Here is a 17,314-nt window from a genome sequence, read left to right as displayed (position 1 = left end):
CTATGGCCAAAACAAACCGGACAAGCATACTGATTGCACTTTTCGCTCTGGCTAGCTATTCGACCATTGCACAAAACTCTGTAATCATTTCCGGTCAGGACCCAGACCGCCGTGTCATTACGACGGCTGTTCCATTTTTGAATTTTGCACCCGACTCCAGACATTCGGCAATGGGAGATGTGGGAGTGGCTACCTCTCCGGATGCCAATTCGGCGCACTGGAATGCTGGCAAACTTGCTTTTGTTAAAGATAACTCAGGGTTTTCCCTTTCCTACTCACCTTGGCTTGGCAAATTGGTGAACGACATGTCTTTGAGCTACCTGACGGGCTTTTTCAAAATTGATGAAAATTCGGCCTTTGGTTTTGATCTTCGTTATTTTAACATGGGCGATATCCAACTCACCGATGGACGGGGGAATCCGCTGGGAGAATTCAATCCCCGGGATATTGCCATCGGGGGTACTTACTCTAGAAAATTATCTTCTAATTTAGGCCTGGGGATCTCCGCTCGATTTATTCATTCCAATTTATCCGGAAGTATTTCTTCGGTGGGAGGATCTGAAGGAAGACCCGGTGTCAGTGTGGGCACGGATGTAGGACTTTATTATTCAAAACCCATCTTGGCGGGGTCTAGAGAAGGAACCTTCTCCTGGGGTGTTAGCTTGACCAATATCGGTCCAAAAATCACCTACAATTCTGCAGACGATTTGGACTTCATCCCCACAAATTTCAGAATCGGGACCGCTTATGGGATCGAATTGAATGAATTGAACTCCATCACCTTTGCCCTGGATTTCAACAAACTTTTAGTTCCTACTCCTCCGGTTTATCGAACCAACGATAATGGAAGCCTCTACACCGATGAAAATGGCAATTTGGAAGTCTTGAGAGGTAAAGATCCCAATAGACCCTTGATTTCGGGTATGTTCGGTTCTTTTGCCGACGCTCCGGATGGATTTTCCGAGGAGTTACAGGAAGTGATGGTTTCTTTCGGGGTAGAATACTCCTACAATGAAAAATTTGCCTTGAGAACGGGGTATTTTTATGAAAATCCAAACAAAGGTGGACGAAGATATTTTACCATGGGTGCAGGTTTTGATCTGAAAAGACTAGGTTTCGACTTCTCCTACTTGGTACCTCAAACCCAAAACCATCCACTTGCAGAGACCCTGAGGTTCTCCTTGCTTTATACGATCGCATCCAACTAATGCTATTAGACCGAAGTCAAGCACCTGAATTTAAAATTCCGGAGGATTTTGAATTACGCTATCCGGAAAAATTTACGCTCTCCAATGGAATCCACGTTTTTTATTTTCCCACTCAGGGAATTGATGCGGTAAAAATAGACATCACCTGCCAAGGGCAGCGGGACAAGCTTCCCCTCGAGCAAACCCTTCTTCCGTCTTTTACCTTACAGATGCTATCGGAAGGTACCACCAGTAAGTCTAGCCAGGATGTCGCTAATTTCCTTGACTTTCACGCCAGTGAAATCAGCCCAATTTTGACTTTTTCCAAAGAGGGCCTCTCGCTTTTGAGTACTCAAAAGCACCTCATGGCGGTATTGGAGTTGATGGTGGACCTGATTCAACAACCCAGTTTTACTCCAGAAATACTGGAAAAACGAAAGTCCCAACGAAGATTGAGTATTCAACTCGAACGAGAAAGAACCTCCTCTCGGGCAGGACAGTTGTTTCGAAAAGGCCTCTTTGGAGCAACGCATCCCTACGGCTTTGAAATTGGAGAGAAGGAGGTTGATCTCATCGATCCAGAAAAAATTCATTTTTATCGGGATCATTTATTGTGGCAAGAAACAGAAATCTTTATTTCAGGAGACTTTAGTTCCCAAAAGCTTAGAAACATCTTAGATTTTCTTGAACAAATCCCCATCAGAACAAAGGCTTCGGGAATCATTTCCCATGAATTCAACCCCATGGAGGTACTACACGAGAATCGTGAAACAGCGGTTCAAAGTAGCATTCGCCTAGGCTATTATTCTATCCCAAAAAATCACCCGGATTTTATTTCTCTCAGCATTTTCAATACCATACTGGGTGGGTATTTTGGCTCTCGATTGATCAAAAACATCCGTGAAGACAAAGGGCACACCTATGGAATCTTTTCCAGCCTAGCTGAAATCGGAAACTCAAATTATTGGGTCATCAGTGCCGATGTCCAGAAATCGTTTAACCGCGAAGTCATTTCTGAAATCCATCGTGAAATCCAGCGGTTGGTCCATGAACCTTTGGAACAGGAGGAACTTGAAACGGTCCGGAACTACCAGATCGGTCAGATGTTGAGTCGTTTTAGCTCTTCTTTTGATCTGATGGATCGATTCCGAGCCGTTCATCATTCTGGCTTAGATTTGGATTTTTACGCCAAAAAACTGGAGTTTCTAAGACGGTTTTCATCTGAAGACATCCTTCAAACCGGAGAAAAGTATTTTAAAGATTCCCCATTCCTGGAAGTAATCGTAGGCTAAGTGGCTTTTTCGTAAATCCAGGAAATATCGATTCTACTTTTGGCCCAAAGCTTATAAAATCCAAAAAGAGGTCGTTTAATTTTTAGCCTTTTCCCAAGATCAATTAATGAATCTGCCGCTTGAAAATTGGCCGACCATAGGGCGTGTTTGAGCTCGTACATGACCCGCTCTCCCAAAGCATGATCTTCCTGTGGCGTACGATTCATCTCTTTTGCCTTTTCACAAATCAAAACCGTACTAGGCAGCATATTTGAGCGGTGACTGGCATATTGGCCGGCGGACATTGAATTGCGATGCTGACGCTTTAAGACCCCCACGTGATTAGAAAACAAAACAGGATATTTTCGGGTCAGGCGAAGTTGAATATCAAAATCCTCGTAGTATAAACTCGCATCGTATCCCCCTTCTGCTTTTAGAATTCGGGCGTTAAATACTATCGTGGCTGCACAGATAAAACTCCGTTTCAGTAAGGTTTCGTAGATAATTCCCAACTCGATCACTTCCATCAATTCCCCAAAGCCATTTCGCTTGTAGAAATTATTTACCCCCCCCCTTTGGTCCAAAATATAGGCATCCGAAAAAACAAAAGCTGCCTGGTTATCCTTTTCCAGAAGTTTCACCGACTGGCTCAGATGATCTGGGTAAAAGACATCATCTCCGGCCAAATCTACCACATACTCACAGTCTACTTCGGCTAATACCTCATTGAAAAGCGCGCAGTAGGGCTGCTCCTCATTTTTAAAAATGGTTTTGACTGTAAATAATCCCGTAAAACTCGTAACCCAGGATTGGATTTTGTCACGGGTTTGGTCGCTGCTCCCATTATCGACAATGATGAGTTCCTTGTGATAATAATCCTGCATAGCAACACTCTCCAGGGCCTCCTGGATCCAGTGCTCATGATTGTAAGCAATGCAAATAATACAAACCCTAGGTTTTACCATAATCAAAGAAACTTAATCCAATTGACTTTATTAGAAATATCGTTGGAAAAACGTGATTTGAAAAACATTAAGGGATGATTGGCACCTCCAAGCTGATCAGAAGTGCCTAAATCGATGAATTCAGATTTTTCTGCCACGGCCAACTGAAACAATTTCATCAACATGTACTCTCCTCCATTTTTTAATCCTGACTCAGGATCGATAGCCGAAAGAAAATAATAGAAGGAATTTGAGGTCAGTTTAACTGCCAAACTATGGGCAATTGGCTTTTGGTTCTTAAGGATTGAAATCAAAAAATATCGCGCCGGAAATAAGGAGACCTGCCTAATCAAACCATCCTCATCCACTTCAAAATTATACCCGCGGTTTAGGTTCCATTTTTTGATATCATTCAAAAAGGAAAATTGCGCTATAAAACCGGATTGGATTTCAGCCTGTTCCTGCTTCAACTTCGCCATGGTTTTGGCAAATCGCTGATCAACCATTTTTTTGATTTTCTTCTTCCCTAAGAAAAACTGATGAGACAAAATCGATTGTAGCTCAAAACCGGATTTGAACAATAAGTAATTGATCAAATCGGAATGTGACTCATATGGTTTTGGTGCTTGAATCAAGCGCAATTCCCTAAATCCCATTTTCTGTGCATACTCCATCACTGCAAGGATAAATTCTTGGAGATCCCTTGATTTCAGCGTGGTTTGCGTCCAAATCCCTCCAAAAGGGGATTTATCCAACGAAGTTAAAACACCTCCTTCCTGGACGGTGACGGGAAGACATGCCAATACCTTTGTGCCCTTTTTCCAGGTAAATTCCTTCAAGGAGGATGGGTTTTCGGTCTTGAAATTGGATGCCAAAAAGTAATCCAATTGACAGGGATCTCCCTCAGATACCGAGAGTGTATACTCTCCAAATGCTTGGTCAGTGATATTTTTCAAACTCATGGAAATCTCGGATATAATCGCTTTCAGAAAATTCGTGATTGGAAAAACCCAAAAGAATGGATCCGGGCGAAAATTGGGTTTCTACCCAGGTCATTGCCGGAATGAAAAGCCCCACTTGTGGTCCATCCAACTTAAACTGAACCGCCTTTTGACCGGGCTGCTGTGTGCTTACCTTTACCACTCCGCTGACAGCTACCAAAACCTGGCACTCACGCCGATGGGCATGATTCCCCCTTTTGGCTTCCTCATTCACCTGGCTGATCCAAAAAGCCCGTTTGATTCCACCGGGAAGTAGGTCTTTTCTTTCTAAAAAATGAAGTACTCCCGTCGTATCTGTTGCCGTTGGAAAATCGATAAATCGAACTTTTTGAAGGGTCAGTTTCGAGCTCATTGGATGGTTTGATCTGTCCAAATTAAGACAATTCGAACTGATTCAGGAAATCCACTGTATTAATTTTCTACCTTCGATAGTTGAATACAAAATTTGAATTGATCTCTTAGATCGCATCCATGGATCTTTCCGATACCTATCGCACCCTTGCCACTAGCTCCTCGGGACTTTATAAAGACAAAAGCAGTAAATTTCATTATTTCGCTTTTCCAGTAAAAACCGAAGAGGAAATTAAAGCCCATCTTGCTGATTTACGAAAAACCTTTTACGATGCCCGACATCATTGCTTTGCTTGGGTTTTAGGAAAAGACGGGGAAAATTACCGAGCCAATGATGATGGCGAACCCAATCATTCAGCCGGAGACCCTATTTTGGGCCAGATTCGCTCGCATCAACTAACCTATATATTGATCGTTGTTGTTCGTTATTTCGGAGGCACCAAACTGGGGATTGGGGGCCTGATTCAAGCCTACAAAACCTCCGCTTTGTTGGCCATTGAGGCCAATGAAATCATCGAGGAACACCTGAAATCGCGCGTAAAAATCAACTTCCCCTATCCTCAAATGAATGAGGTGATGAAATTGGTGAAAAGTCTGGATTTGGAAATTCTGAAACAGGAAATGACCTTGGATTGCGAATTTGAATTGCAAATGAGGCAGAGCCTACTCAAGGAGGTGATTCACTCACTCCAATCGATCGAGCTACTTGAGGTTCTTGAAATCAAAGAGTGAATCAAAATAACCTGATTGATTTAGTTTTTTAAAAATCTCCAAACAAGCCCAGGCATCGGTAGCCGCATAGCGCTGTTGCCGCTCGGTGAGCTCGTCGGCTTCCCAATTGGAAACCTGCTCGGATTTGGAAATCCGTATTCCCAAAACCATCCCACTTAAATTTCGCACGCCCACATTTTGAAAGCCTATTTTCTTTAATTCATCATTGAGATCAAAAAACGAACTGGCATAAAATGAGTCGGTCAGCTTTGCCAATCCTTTAATATCATCGTGAACAGCAGCTCCGACTTTAATGATGTGTTCCCGCTCCAAAAGATTCCGAATCGAATCCGGAAAACCAATGTGATTTAAGCGGAATAAAAATGCCTGATCCGAAGTGGAAATTTGAAGTAGGGAAACCAGATTGATGACCCCTTTTTTAAAGGCGGGTTTGGTTTCTGTATCAAAGCCCAATACATGCTGCTTTTCCAAAAACTCCACGACCTCATCCACTTCTTCAGCTTGGTCTATTAAGTAAATTTCCCCCTCAAACTGTCCCAATGGAAGCTGATTGACCTCCTCTTTACTTATTTGCAATGGAATCATACGTTAATTCTTCTTCGTCCTCCTGGTAATAATTTATTCCAATATTCAAGTACCCATATAAAATTGTCATGATGGGACTGATGATATTAAAAAAGCAGTAAGGTGCATAAACAAAGGTTGCTACTCCCAAAACTGATGCCTGAGTTGCCCCACAGGTATTCCACGGAACCAACACTGAAGTAACCGTCGCGGAGTCCTCTAAGGTTCGACTGAGGTTTTCTGGCTTTAATCCCCGCTTTTTGTAAATGTCTGCATACATCCTTCCCGGGACCAAAATGGCTAAATATTGGTCTGAGGTGGTCACATTGAAAAACATACAGGTAGCTGCCGTAGAAGCGATCAAAGAGCCTACTTTATGGACCTTTTTGATTATGGCTTCCGCCAATACACGCAACATGCCGCTGACTTCCATAATTCCCCCAAAAACCATCGCACAGATGATCAACCAAATGGTGTAAAGCATCCCGCCCATTCCTCGGGTAACCAAAAGCTCGTTAACCACCTCATTGCTGGTAACCACAGAAATTTCGCCATAGAGCGCCATCATCACGGCTTTAAAACTCAAATAGGCATAAGAAGCACTGCTTTCATTGGCAATACCTGCAATGATTTCAGGCTGAAAGATCACGGCAAAAACTCCACCCAAAAGAGCTCCTGTTAACAAGGCGGGAATGGCAGATACCTTTTTGATAATCATCACCAATACCACTACTGGAACAATAAAAAGCCAGCCATTGATTGTGAACTTCTCTAGAATAATGTCCGAAATCGCTTTCACATCTTCGACCGAACCCTGGGTCTGGTAATTCATTCCGATAACAATAAACAAAATCAAGGTAATGGTAATTGACGGAACAGTCGTTTTTGCCATGTGGCGAATATGGGTAAATAGGTCGGTACCTGCCATAGCGGGTGCCAAATTAGTCGTATCCGAAAGTGGAGACATTTTATCCCCGAAATAAGCACCTGAAATAATTGCTCCTGCAATAATCCCTTCTTCAAAGCCCAAGGCTTTTCCGATACCCAAAAGGGCAATTCCCACGGTTGCTACAGTAGTCCAGGAACTTCCCGTAGCCACAGACACAATAGCACATACCAAACAGGCGGCCACCAGAAATATCGCTGGACTGAGGATCTGCAACCCGTAATAAATCATTGCCGGAACGATCCCACTGATCATCCAAGTCCCCGCAAGCGCTCCAATTAGAAACAAAATTAAAATACTTGACATGGCCGAACTGATACTTTTGACCATGCCTTCCTGAAGCGTTTCCCATCGGTAACCTAAGCGAAACACTGCCACCAACGCCGCCACCCCGGCCGATAAAATCAAGACGATTTGATTGGAACCAGAAAGTCCATCTGTGCCAAAAATTTGAATATTTAAAACCAGGAGGACGATCAAAAAAACTAAGGGAATTAAGGCTTCCCCAACACTGGGCACTCGGGTTTTTTCTTCCATGAATCAACTTTAATCAAATGAAGTTTTGAATCTAAACAAAAAAAATTAATTCCCCTTTCTGAGCACCTCGCTAAGTTCCTTTCCGACTTGCCAACCGATGGCCACACCCATCCCCCCCAAACGCGCACCCACCACCGATTTGGGACTTATTCGTTTAATAATTGGAAGCTTCTTACTCCCGAAGGCCATCACCCCGGTCCACTCCATTTCCCAACTTATCTTTTTCCCGGGAAAAATAACTTCTTCTGCCATTTGACTCAACTAGGCTTTGATTTTGGGATTTACTTGAGCTTCCAGTGTTTTCTCACCTTCAAAATCGCTATTCCTAGCTCCACCAAGAAGCAATCGATTCCCCACTTTCCTAAAATAAACATACCCTTTATCTAAGTGAAAGGTCCCCTTCCATGGAATTTTAAAGTCCAATTCCTTCGAAGTCATCACCAAACCACGCCCAGGTTCTAAGTCCAGATCAGGCAGGAGTTTTTTGGAAAACGCATTGGTGCAAATTGCCACTTGATTGGCTTGGAATTCAATGAGCGAATCAGAAAATGTATTTCTGGCAAAAACTGCTCCCGATTCCTGATCAATCCGCTCAACCGGAGTTCCAGTCAATATTTTGATTCCCCTTTTCCCCGCTTCCCTCCATAGTTCCTGGAGGTATTGAGCGGGATCAAGTTCCCCTTCATAGTCATTTTGAACAATTGCCTTGATTTGCTCGGAAAAACCAAAGCTTTTTTTCTTCTTCACTAAGGAAAATACCGGCTTTTTGAAAACTGGTTTTAAAAAGCGATTGATTTCATCCATCCGGTCTAAACAGGTCAGCTGTTCTTCGGCCAACAATTCAAATCCTTTGTTCGGTCGATAGGCAATGGGTTGATCCCCAAATTCCTTTCGGATCTTTTGTAATCCCTGGTATCGTTTGTTCACCAATTCCAGGACCTCTTCCGAGGTCATGTGCCAAAAATCGTCCAACAGCTCGGTGAGACTGCCAAAGCAGGCAAAGCCTGCATTCTTGGTACTGGCCCCACTGGGAAAAACCCCCTGCTCCAAAATTAGTATCTTGGATTTTGGATGCTTCCTGCTAAAATGAATGGCGGTAGAAAGTCCCACAAAACCTGCTCCAACGACGAGTACATCGTATTTTAAAAAATTTTTCTTCTCCCAATAGCTAAACATTTTAAACTCAGATTGAAATATTAAAATCAAGAATTAGTAATTTGATAGCAATCTAACCACTAATTCCCCAAAATACCATGAGAAAAATTGATGCATTGCTTTACGAATATGGGTTGAGTCATCAAAATCACACCAATAAACTCATCCATTGGTTCTGTGTTCCTGCCATATTTTTCAGTGTAGTGGGCTTGATTTACAGCATCCCTCCCGGCCCCCTCCCTGAACTCCTCCCATTTCTGGAGAACTTTGCCAATTGGGCCACCCTTGTCTTACTAGTGGTTCTGATTTATTACCTAACCCTTTCAGTTCCTTTGGCATTTGGAATGCTCCTGTTTTCAGCACTTTGTTTAGCGCTGGCCAATTTCCTCAACTTGATGCTTCCCAACAAACTATGGGCGGTCAGCCTGGGAATATTTTTTGTGGCCTGGATCGTTCAGTTTTACGGCCATAAGATCGAAGGTAAAAAACCCTCTTTCTTTAAAGATCTCCAGTTTCTGATGATCGGCCCGGCCTGGTTGATGCATTTTATTTACAAAAAGTTCGGCTTTGCCTATTAATTGTACCCCGGCATCTTGCTGCTTTTTCGCGCGTTGACATTAATTTGAAACTACTCCTCAAAAATTTCCCGTAGTTTGGCAAGAGCTTCTTGATTTTGTGGGGTGTAAATACTCATCAAAATGGACTTTTTTTCTCTTGCGGTAAGCCGCCAATTCAGGGAAGCCCGCTGCATGGTCTCCTGGGTGGAAGTCAGTTCTCCGGACTGTACTTTTTCAGGTGCATATTCAAACTCGATTTTCTCCAAAGGAAAAGGCATGGACTCCGCCATGTAATTGAACAGGACTTCATTTTGGATGGTTTGTACATTATCCCAATTGGAATAGATATGTTTCAAGGGGTTGAATACTTTCTCAAAAATTCGTGGAAAAGGATGAACTGGAATTTCCTCAACTTTTTCTGAATCACGAATCGTAATCAGGCAAACCCCAGAGGTATTTTCTTTTATCCAATCCTGAAAAACATAGGTGAAACGGAGCGCATCCTGGATTCCAAAATTATCCGAAAGACCCGTATCCATGGTTTCCATTACCGGTTCGGAGGGCAATTGAACATTTGGGGTAATAAATGGGAAAGTGGCACTCATACGCAAAGCAGTTAAAAAACGAAGGTTCTCGCTTTCCTGGCGGTGAAAAAAACGAAGAAAATCCACGCTCTGCTTTTTTTCCAAGGCACCTGTTTTTCCCACTAGTGAGGTACCCAAAAAAGACATCGAGTGAGGGGAAATAATCAACTTACGCCCATCATTGGTGATCAGACTGGTCACAGGAAGCAAGGGAATCTCTCCAAAAAACTCCGGTTCTTGGTAGGCTTTCAAAGGCTTGTCCAATATCCCTTTGGTATTGATGTTCAGCTGATTTTCAAAGGCAAAGCCTCGATCTTTTAAATGTCGATACCCGCGGTATTCGAAATATTGATTTCGAATAAGCAGATCATTGACCAACAGGGTAAAAATAATCGGATTGAGGTTGTCTGCTGAAAGTTGATCCCGGTAAATTGTGTCGGAGGGGTTAATCTGGGGATTTTCCAGGGATTGGAGATAAAGTTCACGAAACATGGCAGCCCCCAAAACTCCTCCTGATGCCCCTGTCATCAACTCGGTTTGTTTGAGGACTTTTCCATCCGCAATTCCATAAATCGTTTGGAGTACATGCAAGGTCCAAAGTGCTGCTCGCTGTCCTCCCCCACTGGAGGCGATCATCACCAATTTTGGAAGGGAATCCTGTTGGTTGGCTTTCCAATTAGTTAAAATTTGGATGATATTCTTACGGTCTTTCTTGACCGTATCCGGATGCAATAGCTCATCCAACTGTGCAATGGTATAGGATGCCGGCTCAGTTTGATAGTTGAGACCAAAAGCTTCATGGGGACGATTTAGAAAGTCAAAGTTGGAGAAATAATTAATGAGCAAAATCCCAAAAAACACGGTCACAGTAGACCAGCTTCGCAGCCAAAAACTTGTAGCCCCCACCAGCATCACCAAAATGGAGAGCAAAATCGTAGCACTCATCGCAGCAGGCAATTGCAAGATGGGCTCTTCCTTAAACACCCCCAAAAAAAGTACTAATCCGACCAAAAAGACTTGAATCAGCAGTAAATTCAAGTGATTTTGATCAAAAACCCGAAGCAACTTGGCCTGCTCAAATCTTGAAATATCAGGTCTTACCGGCTGAATTTTCAGCTTGAGATCAAGGTAGTGGTGCACTTGAGCTTTTCGGTTTTTAGCCTCCCGAAATCGACTTAAGGCATTGGCTTGTGTGAGTTTTACTTTTCGTAATCTCCGATCCAGATTTCCGGCAAAAAGCACAAAGAAATCCTTGTTGGCCAGCGCAAAATAACCAAAAATCACGCCATAGGAAAGTAAGCTCCCTAAGGTAAATCCACCAAAATATCCTGCTATTTGCCAGCCAGACTCCAAGTCATTCTGCCATTGAAAAGCCACAAAACGAAAACTGTAACAGAGGTAAAAAATCAGAGGAATAATCGAATTATTGATACAGAAATGGATGAAAGGTTTTTGGATTACGGCCAAGAATGAAAACTGACGCCCATCCATAATGTAGGTGGTCATGTGAAAAGCCATTGTGAAGGCCGCAAAACCAATGCCCATGAGCATAAAGCTGACCCAAGACACTTGGTGTAAATACTCCGGATCCAAGAAAAGAAACGGAATGCCCAAAACCACTCCAAATGATTCGAAAATAACGGCAAGCAGCAGGACCCAAATCAGTACAAGGGCCAGGTTTTTACGCAAATGCAGGAGCAAAAGCTGAATCGGGAAACTATACCAAATCTTACTTGCCATAATGGAGTATTCGCTAAAATATACTTCTTTTTTGAGCAGAAGAAAATTCAAATTCACAGATTTCTGATAGTCAAACCCTTAAAATATCAGCCCAAGATCTACCTAGATTTTTCAAGCCTTCTACGGTGAACAATCCCCTGAGAATTTTTACCTTCATCGCTTAAATAAAAAATAGTATGAGAATCTGGTTTTTGTGCAAAGTCAAATATGCCAAAGAGAATGAGCAAGGCTTGTTAAAGAGTATTTCGGAGCAATACCTGGTGGATGCCGTTTCGTTTACTGAAGCCGAGGCCATTCTTTATGATCGTTTAGGTTCGCAGATACGAGGTGATTTCCAAGTTACGGGTATCAGCAAAAGTAATATCGTAGACGTTTTCTTTTTTGAAGATGCAGACATTTGGCACAAGTGTAAGATCACCTACCTGGTCGCAGACGGAGACAGTGGCAAGGAAAAGAAAGTGACTCAATATATGATCGTGACTGCAGAAGATGTAAAGCAAGCCTATGACCGCATTCAGGAAAGCCTAAATAACATGTTGGTCAGTTTCCGTGTGCCCGATATTACAGAAAGTCCCATTGTAGAGGTATTTCCCTATGACAGCGAGCTCGAAAAACCCGATTTACCTCCCGGTAATTTCAAACCCCTTGAAAACGGAGAAGAAGAACAAGAATAAAAATCAGGCCGCCATTAGCGGCCTTTTCTTTTTTCATAGAAGTGCATTGGCCTGATGATCGATCACAAAACGAATCAAATCCTCCATCCCTATTCCGGCTCTTTGGGAGGCATCCACAAGATCTTCTCGACTTACTTGAGCAGCAAAGGTTTTATCCTTTAACCGTTTTTTCACTCCTTTTACTTCCATGCCTTCATAGCCATTGGGTCGCATTAAGGAATAGGCATGGACAAAACCACTCAGCTCATCAAAAGCATAAAGCATTTTATCCATCTGACTTACTGGCTCCACCCCAAAATATCGAGGGCTATGCGAGGCAATTGCCCGGATGATTTCCGGATCCAGGGAACGGTTTTCCAACTCCTCGATGATTTTTCGACAATGGGTTTCCGGCCATTTTTCCCAGTCTGCATCGTGAAGGAATCCGGCCAAAAACCAGCGATATTGGTCTTGTTCAGACAACCCTACCGAGGCGGCATACTGCCGCATCAGGTGACCTACCTGCCGCATATGAACGATTAACTTTTCATTTTTGACCCAATCCTCCACCAATTCAAAAGCCTCTCTTTCAGGAATAACATTCCCTGTATTGGCAGGCTGACCAAATTCGGTTCGATGTAATTTCATGGATTCACTATTCATTACACATTATTTTTTTTGTATTTTAAATAATTATTAATGCTTTTTAAATAAATTGAGGTTCTAATCTATTATTTTTACCCCATGGTAGATAAAAAGTCTCTAGAAGTTTTGGCACAGATGGCCATCAATTCAGAATACTTTATGCAAGTCACGCTGGATAGAGAAGGCAAAGTTTTGTCTTCCGATTCCGGAATTGGCCCGGTTCCTTCCCTATTTGATACCCATACTCAAGCGATCTATTTTTCGGATTGCTTTACCGCTTCGGATTGGGGAAAATATGAAAATAACCGATTAAAAGCATGGAACAATCACCAGCAGTCGTTTATGGTCCATCTCCGGAAAATTAATTATTCCAGCGGAACTTCGATCCCTACCAAGTGGGAATTTTATTTCATTTCAGAGGATTTTGGTACCTGCCTTGGGATAGGACATCCCCTTGAATCCAAAAAACCCTACGATATCGGACTTGGAGAAATATTGGAGCAAGGTGACAATTCCAATGAATTATTAGAAAGTCTTCTTGATCATAAACTCATTGGTTTTTGGGATTTTGACCCCTTTGGGAAAAAGAATTCCATGAGTCCAAGTTTGGCTCAAGCCTTGGGTTATTCGGAAAAAGAAGCGGATTCAACCGGCGAAATCTCCTGGCAAAAACACATTCATCCTGAGGATTATCACTTGTTGACCGTAGATATGGTCAGACATTTTAAAAACTCACCCAACCTGCCCTTCAAGCGGGAGTTTCGCATGATTACCAAACAACAGCAAACCATTTGGGTGATCGGCTTTGGAAAAACCATAACCGCTACATCTGAAGGAAAGCCGCTTCGTGTTCTGGGCTTGGTCATTGATATCTCAGAACGAAAAAAACAGGAACTTTGGTTGAAAGAACATCATTTTTTCCTCAAAGAATTAGCCTTCAAACAATCCCATACCCTCCGGGCACGCGTGGCCAATATTCTTGGCTTATTGGAGGTTTTGGATATAGAGGCCCAATCAGTCGAATCAAAACGAATCGTTACCATCATCAAAAACGAAACAAAGGAGCTGGATTTAGCCTTGAAAAAAAGCATCAAAGAATCCGTTCAGCACCATCAGTCCCTGGAAAAAGAATCAGATCTCGACCCGGGTTCGCATAGCCTTTCAGTCAACGATTCCTAATCTTCCACTTCGCTTTTAGATAGCCCCAAATCAGCTTGGGGCTCAAACTTTTTTTCCTCTACTCGCTTCAAGCATATCCCACATTTCTTGCGGAACCTGATCCAAATTATTGAATTCTCCGGCACCTTTTAGCCATTCTCCGCCATCGATGGTAATCACTTCGCCATTCACAAAAGAAGAGTAATCAGAAACTAAATAGGCTGCAATATTAGCCAACTCTTGATGCTCTCCTACACGACCCACGGGCACTTTCTTTGCCGGATCAAACTTTTTAACCAAATCTCCGGGAAGTAATCGACTCCAGGCCCCATCCGTAGGAAAGGGTCCCGGTGCAATGGCATTGGAGCGAATGCCGTACTTAGCCCACTCCACGGCCAAGCTCCGAGTCATCGCCAAAACTCCCGCTTTGGCAGCGGCAGAAGGGACCACATAGCCAGAACCTGTCCAAGCATAGGTGGTCACAATATTCAAAAAAGTCCCCTTTTGCTTTTGGGCAATCCAGTCTTTGCCCGCCGTCAAAGTCACTTGTGAAGTTCCTTTCAGGACAATATCCAAAATGGTATTGAAGGCATGGGTGGAAAGCCGCTCAGTTGGGCTGATGAAATTTCCGGCGGCATTATTGAGCACCACGTCAATGTGGCCAAACCTCCCCTTAGCATCTTCCCACATGCGCTCCACCTCTTCAATAGACCTGACATCGCAGGATAGCGGAAGAACCTGCCCCCCCATTTCATCCATCATTTCTTGGGCGGATTGCTCCAGCACATCCAGTTTCCTGGAGGTAATGACCAAATTTGCCCCCAATTCTAAAAAATATCGTCCCATTGATTTCCCCAAACCGGTCCCCCCTCCGGTGATGAGAATATTTTTTCCTGTTAATGAGCCTGCTTTGAGCATGCCTTCCGCTAAAATCATATTATTTTTGAGTTGACTTGTGACAAGATAAGGATACGGCCTGGTAATTGAAAGCCAATAAAGCCATCCATTTGCCGTTTCTAACTACCCTATGAAACCTTACTCGATTTACTATACCCTAATTCTACTGGTTTTTGCTTCTGCCTGCCAAGATGATACCGACAGAATCATTCAGACCAGCTTGCCAACCGAAGCCACCCAGCTTTTTACGATTTCCCGAACTTTAGCCGAGAGCTCCACTCTTTTCACCTACAGTTTCAGGGATTTTGGAGTACTGGATTCGACCAGCCTTCCGGGTTCCCCAAAAATTGAAATTGACTCAGCCTTACGACAGGTTACCTTGGATTATGATCAAGCCTACCAAACGCCCGAGGATCCCGTCAATGAACGAAGGGGTAGCATTACCATTTCCTTTGTAAACGTCTCCACGGTCCCGTATCGTATCGTGAAGTATGAAAACTATCGGCTTGGGGATATTCAACTTTCGGGAACTCGTAATTTCAAACAACGCTCGCTCTCTGAATTCACCGAAAGTTTTGATGATTTGATTTTAATTTCAAAGAATGATCTGACCTATCAAATTTCCGGGGAATTTTCACATGCGATTGAACGAAGTGCATTTCGAGTTCAATCTTTTTCTACTTTGGGAAGTCTTACCGGGAGAAATGCAGTGGGAAGAAGGCTAAATCTCACCCTATCCAGTCCCAAAATAGTTTCCATTGACTGTTTTAAAAGTGATCAAATTTTACCTCTGGCAGGCACGGAAACCTGGCAAGTGGGTCGAGGGGAGAATGAGCAGGTCGGGTATACGCTGACTTTCGAAAATGAATTGGACTGCAAGGTGATTGCTTTTGCCCAATTGCCAGATGGAAGAAGGCTGCAGTTGACCAATTAGCCAACCCTGAAAAACTAAAAAAAGCCCCGAAAACACTCCGGGGCTTTGGCTTTTTATTCCAAAACGGATTTTAGTATCGATAATACTCCGGCTTAAATGGTCCTTGGACTTCTACACCGATGTATTTTGCCTGATCCTGGGAAAGAGTCTCCAGCTCCACACCCAATTTGGCCAGGTGAAGTGCAGCTACTTTTTCGTCAAGATTTTTGGGGAGTACATAGACTCCTGGCTGGTATTCCTCATGCTTTTCCCAAAGTTCCAACTGAGCCAAAGTCTGATTGGTAAAGGAATTTGACATGACAAACGATGGGTGTCCAGTCGCACATCCCAAATTCACCAATCTGCCTTCTGCCAAAATAATTAACTCCTTCCCATCTAAGTCATACAAATCTACTTGGGGCTTGATCACGTTTTTGGTATGTCCGTAGTTTTTGTTCAACCAAGCCATATCGATTTCATTATCAAAGTGGCCAATATTACACACGATGGTTTTATCTTTCATCGCTAAGAAATGCTCACCGGTAATGATGTCTTTATTTCCAGTAGCTGTCACGACGATATCCGCTTCTTTGACAGCATCCACCATTTTTTTCACCGCAAACCCATCCATGGCAGCCTGAAGGGCACAGATCGGATCGATTTCAGTGACAATCACTCGGGCACCTGCACCTCGCAAAGAAGCCGCAGATCCTTTCCCCACATCCCCATATCCTGCTACGACAGCGACTTTTCCGGCCATCATCACATCGGTAGCTCTTCGAATGGCATCGACCAAAGATTCCTTGCACCCATACTTATTGTCAAATTTGGATTTGGTTACCGAATCATTCACATTGATAGCCGGCATCGGAAGAGTGCCATTTTTCATGCGCTCATACAGCCGATGCACACCGGTAGTCGTCTCCTCAGACAAACCTCGTATTCCGGCAACCAATTCCGGGTAATTATCCAAGACCATATTGGTTAAATCTCCCCCATCGTCCAAAATCATATTGAGGGGATGTCTTTCTTCGCCGAAAAACAAGGTCTGCTCAATGCACCAGTCAAACTCTTCGGCAGTCATCCCTTTCCAGGCATAAACTGAAATTCCTGCGGCCGCTATCGCCGCCGCTGCGTGATCCTGGGTGGAAAAAATATTACAGGAAGACCAAGTCACCTCCGCTCCCAAGGCTACCAACGTTTCAATCAAAACGGCAGTCTGAATGGTCATGTGCAAACAACCTGCAATCCGCGCTCCTTTCAAAGGTTGAGAAGCACCATACTCCTCTCTTAAAGCCATTAATCCGGGCATTTCTGCCTCGGCGAGTTTGATCTCTTTTCTTCCCCAGTCCGCCAGTGAGATATCTTTTACTTTAAACGGAATAAATTTTTCAGATTTAATTTCTGACATATGAATTGTGTTAATTGTTAAAATCTTTTTCAAAAACTCGTGCAAAGGTACCGCTTAAATCTTGGAAT

General features: G+C 43.3%; 18 protein-coding genes. 7 read left to right on the top strand and 11 right to left on the bottom strand.

The genetic code is table 11. The annotated features are described in order from the left end of the window. The first annotated feature begins 2 nt into the window (after positions 1–2). Together porV and Q0L00_RS01715 are read left to right on the top strand one after the other, a co-directional pair. Positions 3–1,208: a type IX secretion system outer membrane channel protein PorV gene (porV, locus tag Q0L00_RS01720; RefSeq protein WP_297335131.1), complete on the top strand. Its 1,206-nt coding sequence runs from the start codon at positions 3–5 to the stop codon at positions 1,206–1,208. Further along, positions 1,208–2,479: a pitrilysin family protein gene (locus tag Q0L00_RS01715; RefSeq protein WP_297335130.1), complete on the top strand. Its 1,272-nt coding sequence runs from the start codon at positions 1,208–1,210 to the stop codon at positions 2,477–2,479. Before porV ends, Q0L00_RS01715 begins: the two co-directional genes overlap by 1 nt. On the opposite strand, the gene Q0L00_RS01710 is transcribed toward Q0L00_RS01715, so the two are convergent. From Q0L00_RS01710 to Q0L00_RS01700, 3 genes are read right to left on the bottom strand one after another with little or no spacing between them, the layout of a single operon-like run. Continuing rightward, the gene (locus Q0L00_RS01710; RefSeq protein ID WP_297335129.1) at positions 2,476–3,423 is read right to left on the bottom strand and encodes a glycosyltransferase family 2 protein; all 948 of its coding nucleotides are present in this window, start codon (positions 3,421–3,423) and stop codon (positions 2,476–2,478) included. The genes Q0L00_RS01715 and Q0L00_RS01710 overlap by 4 nt on opposite strands. Positions 3,424–3,425: 2 nt before the next feature. Further along, positions 3,426–4,364, bottom strand: coding sequence for a hypothetical protein (locus Q0L00_RS01705; RefSeq protein ID WP_297335128.1), 939 nt, complete (start codon positions 4,362–4,364; stop codon positions 3,426–3,428). Further along, on the bottom strand, positions 4,342–4,755 hold the full coding sequence (locus tag Q0L00_RS01700; protein ID WP_297335127.1) for an FdtA/QdtA family cupin domain-containing protein: 414 nt from the start codon (positions 4,753–4,755) through the stop codon (positions 4,342–4,344). Before Q0L00_RS01700 ends, Q0L00_RS01705 begins: the two co-directional genes overlap by 23 nt. A 119-nt stretch (positions 4,756–4,874) precedes the next feature. On the opposite strand from Q0L00_RS01700, the gene Q0L00_RS01695 reads away from it, so the two are divergent. Continuing rightward, on the top strand, positions 4,875–5,486 hold the full coding sequence (locus tag Q0L00_RS01695; protein ID WP_297335126.1) for a YigZ family protein: 612 nt from the start codon (positions 4,875–4,877) through the stop codon (positions 5,484–5,486). Here Q0L00_RS01695 and Q0L00_RS01690 read toward each other — a convergent pair. Genes Q0L00_RS01690 through Q0L00_RS01675 form a run of 4 tightly spaced genes read right to left on the bottom strand, consistent with a single transcriptional unit; the run spans position 5,457 to position 8,709 of the window. Then, complete coding sequence (locus Q0L00_RS01690) at positions 5,457–6,071, bottom strand: 3'-5' exonuclease (RefSeq protein ID WP_297335125.1); 615 nt, start codon at positions 6,069–6,071, stop codon at positions 5,457–5,459. The two genes, Q0L00_RS01695 and Q0L00_RS01690, sit on opposite strands and share 30 nt — an antisense overlap. Then, positions 6,049–7,533: a Na+/H+ antiporter NhaC gene (gene nhaC / locus Q0L00_RS01685; protein ID WP_297335124.1), complete on the bottom strand. Its 1,485-nt coding sequence runs from the start codon at positions 7,531–7,533 to the stop codon at positions 6,049–6,051. Before nhaC ends, Q0L00_RS01690 begins: the two co-directional genes overlap by 23 nt. Before the next feature lie 45 nt (positions 7,534–7,578). Beyond that, positions 7,579–7,785 (bottom strand): hypothetical protein, encoded by a 207-nt coding sequence (locus Q0L00_RS01680; RefSeq protein WP_297335123.1) that lies wholly within the window; start codon positions 7,783–7,785, stop codon positions 7,579–7,581. A 9-nt stretch (positions 7,786–7,794) separates the two neighbouring features. Continuing rightward, a complete protein-coding gene (locus tag Q0L00_RS01675; RefSeq protein WP_297335122.1) occupies positions 7,795–8,709 on the bottom strand; it encodes an FAD-dependent oxidoreductase in 915 nt (304 codons plus the stop codon). 77 nt (positions 8,710–8,786) lie between these two features. Between Q0L00_RS01675 and Q0L00_RS01670 the strand changes: the two genes are divergently transcribed. Then, positions 8,787–9,266, top strand: coding sequence for an Mpo1-like protein (locus Q0L00_RS01670; protein ID WP_297335121.1), 480 nt, complete (start codon positions 8,787–8,789; stop codon positions 9,264–9,266). A 50-nt stretch (positions 9,267–9,316) separates the two neighbouring features. On the opposite strand, the gene Q0L00_RS01665 is transcribed toward Q0L00_RS01670, so the two are convergent. Beyond that, on the bottom strand, positions 9,317–11,626 hold the full coding sequence (locus tag Q0L00_RS01665; protein WP_363318487.1) for a patatin-like phospholipase family protein: 2,310 nt from the start codon (positions 11,624–11,626) through the stop codon (positions 9,317–9,319). A 119-nt stretch (positions 11,627–11,745) separates the two neighbouring features. Here Q0L00_RS01665 and Q0L00_RS01660 point away from each other — a divergent pair, with 119 nt between their 5' ends. After that, positions 11,746–12,243, top strand: coding sequence for a DUF4494 domain-containing protein (locus tag Q0L00_RS01660; protein ID WP_297335120.1), 498 nt, complete (start codon positions 11,746–11,748; stop codon positions 12,241–12,243). A gap of 33 nt (positions 12,244–12,276) precedes the next feature. Here Q0L00_RS01660 and Q0L00_RS01655 read toward each other — a convergent pair whose 3' ends face one another. Beyond that, positions 12,277–12,870, bottom strand: coding sequence for an HD domain-containing protein (locus tag Q0L00_RS01655; RefSeq protein ID WP_297335119.1), 594 nt, complete (start codon positions 12,868–12,870; stop codon positions 12,277–12,279). 96 nt (positions 12,871–12,966) lie between these two features. Between Q0L00_RS01655 and Q0L00_RS01650 the strand changes: the two genes are divergently transcribed. After that, positions 12,967–14,046, top strand: coding sequence for a PAS domain-containing protein (locus tag Q0L00_RS01650; protein WP_297335118.1), 1,080 nt, complete (start codon positions 12,967–12,969; stop codon positions 14,044–14,046). A gap of 42 nt (positions 14,047–14,088) precedes the next feature. On the opposite strand, the gene Q0L00_RS01645 is transcribed toward Q0L00_RS01650, so the two are convergent. After that, positions 14,089–14,961: an SDR family oxidoreductase gene (locus Q0L00_RS01645; protein ID WP_297335117.1), complete on the bottom strand. Its 873-nt coding sequence runs from the start codon at positions 14,959–14,961 to the stop codon at positions 14,089–14,091. 91 nt (positions 14,962–15,052) lie between these two features. Here Q0L00_RS01645 and Q0L00_RS01640 point away from each other — a divergent pair, with 91 nt between their 5' ends. Next, positions 15,053–15,856 carry a hypothetical protein gene (locus Q0L00_RS01640; RefSeq protein ID WP_297335116.1) on the top strand — a complete coding sequence of 268 codons (804 nt, stop codon included), beginning with the start codon at positions 15,053–15,055 and terminating at the stop codon, positions 15,854–15,856. Between the two features lie 70 nt (positions 15,857–15,926). On the opposite strand, the gene ahcY is transcribed toward Q0L00_RS01640, so the two are convergent. Further along, on the bottom strand, positions 15,927–17,246 hold the full coding sequence (gene ahcY / locus Q0L00_RS01635) for an adenosylhomocysteinase (RefSeq protein ID WP_297335115.1): 1,320 nt from the start codon (positions 17,244–17,246) through the stop codon (positions 15,927–15,929). Positions 17,247–17,314: the final 68 nt, after the last annotated feature.

This window comes from Algoriphagus sp. (assembly GCF_024305035.1).
Taxonomy (GTDB): Bacteria; Bacteroidota; Bacteroidia; order Cytophagales; family Cyclobacteriaceae; genus Algoriphagus.
This window is presented reverse-complemented; position numbering and strand designations above follow the sequence as displayed.

What these genes read in the sequence shown, in the direction of transcription:
- porV (WP_297335131.1), top strand. Translation starts at nt 3, where the DNA reads ATGGCCAAAACAAACCGGACAAGCATACTGATTGCACTTTTCGCTCTG.
- Q0L00_RS01715 (WP_297335130.1), top strand. Translation starts at nt 1,208, where the DNA reads ATGCTATTAGACCGAAGTCAAGCACCTGAATTTAAAATTCCGGAGGAT.
- Q0L00_RS01710 (WP_297335129.1), bottom strand. Translation starts at nt 3,423, where the DNA reads ATGGTAAAACCTAGGGTTTGTATTATTTGCATTGCTTACAATCATGAG.
- Q0L00_RS01705 (WP_297335128.1), bottom strand. Translation starts at nt 4,364, where the DNA reads ATGAGTTTGAAAAATATCACTGACCAAGCATTTGGAGAGTATACACTC.
- Q0L00_RS01700 (WP_297335127.1), bottom strand. Translation starts at nt 4,755, where the DNA reads ATGAGCTCGAAACTGACCCTTCAAAAAGTTCGATTTATCGATTTTCCA.
- Q0L00_RS01695 (WP_297335126.1), top strand. Translation starts at nt 4,875, where the DNA reads ATGGATCTTTCCGATACCTATCGCACCCTTGCCACTAGCTCCTCGGGA.
- Q0L00_RS01690 (WP_297335125.1), bottom strand. Translation starts at nt 6,071, where the DNA reads ATGATTCCATTGCAAATAAGTAAAGAGGAGGTCAATCAGCTTCCATTG.
- nhaC (WP_297335124.1), bottom strand. Translation starts at nt 7,533, where the DNA reads ATGGAAGAAAAAACCCGAGTGCCCAGTGTTGGGGAAGCCTTAATTCCC.
- Q0L00_RS01680 (WP_297335123.1), bottom strand. Translation starts at nt 7,785, where the DNA reads ATGGCAGAAGAAGTTATTTTTCCCGGGAAAAAGATAAGTTGGGAAATG.
- Q0L00_RS01675 (WP_297335122.1), bottom strand. Translation starts at nt 8,709, where the DNA reads ATGTTTAGCTATTGGGAGAAGAAAAATTTTTTAAAATACGATGTACTC.
- Q0L00_RS01670 (WP_297335121.1), top strand. Translation starts at nt 8,787, where the DNA reads ATGAGAAAAATTGATGCATTGCTTTACGAATATGGGTTGAGTCATCAA.
- Q0L00_RS01660 (WP_297335120.1), top strand. Translation starts at nt 11,746, where the DNA reads ATGAGAATCTGGTTTTTGTGCAAAGTCAAATATGCCAAAGAGAATGAG.
- Q0L00_RS01655 (WP_297335119.1), bottom strand. Translation starts at nt 12,870, where the DNA reads ATGAAATTACATCGAACCGAATTTGGTCAGCCTGCCAATACAGGGAAT.
- Q0L00_RS01650 (WP_297335118.1), top strand. Translation starts at nt 12,967, where the DNA reads ATGGTAGATAAAAAGTCTCTAGAAGTTTTGGCACAGATGGCCATCAAT.
- Q0L00_RS01645 (WP_297335117.1), bottom strand. Translation starts at nt 14,961, where the DNA reads ATGATTTTAGCGGAAGGCATGCTCAAAGCAGGCTCATTAACAGGAAAA.
- Q0L00_RS01640 (WP_297335116.1), top strand. Translation starts at nt 15,053, where the DNA reads ATGAAACCTTACTCGATTTACTATACCCTAATTCTACTGGTTTTTGCT.
- ahcY (WP_297335115.1), bottom strand. Translation starts at nt 17,246, where the DNA reads ATGTCAGAAATTAAATCTGAAAAATTTATTCCGTTTAAAGTAAAAGAT.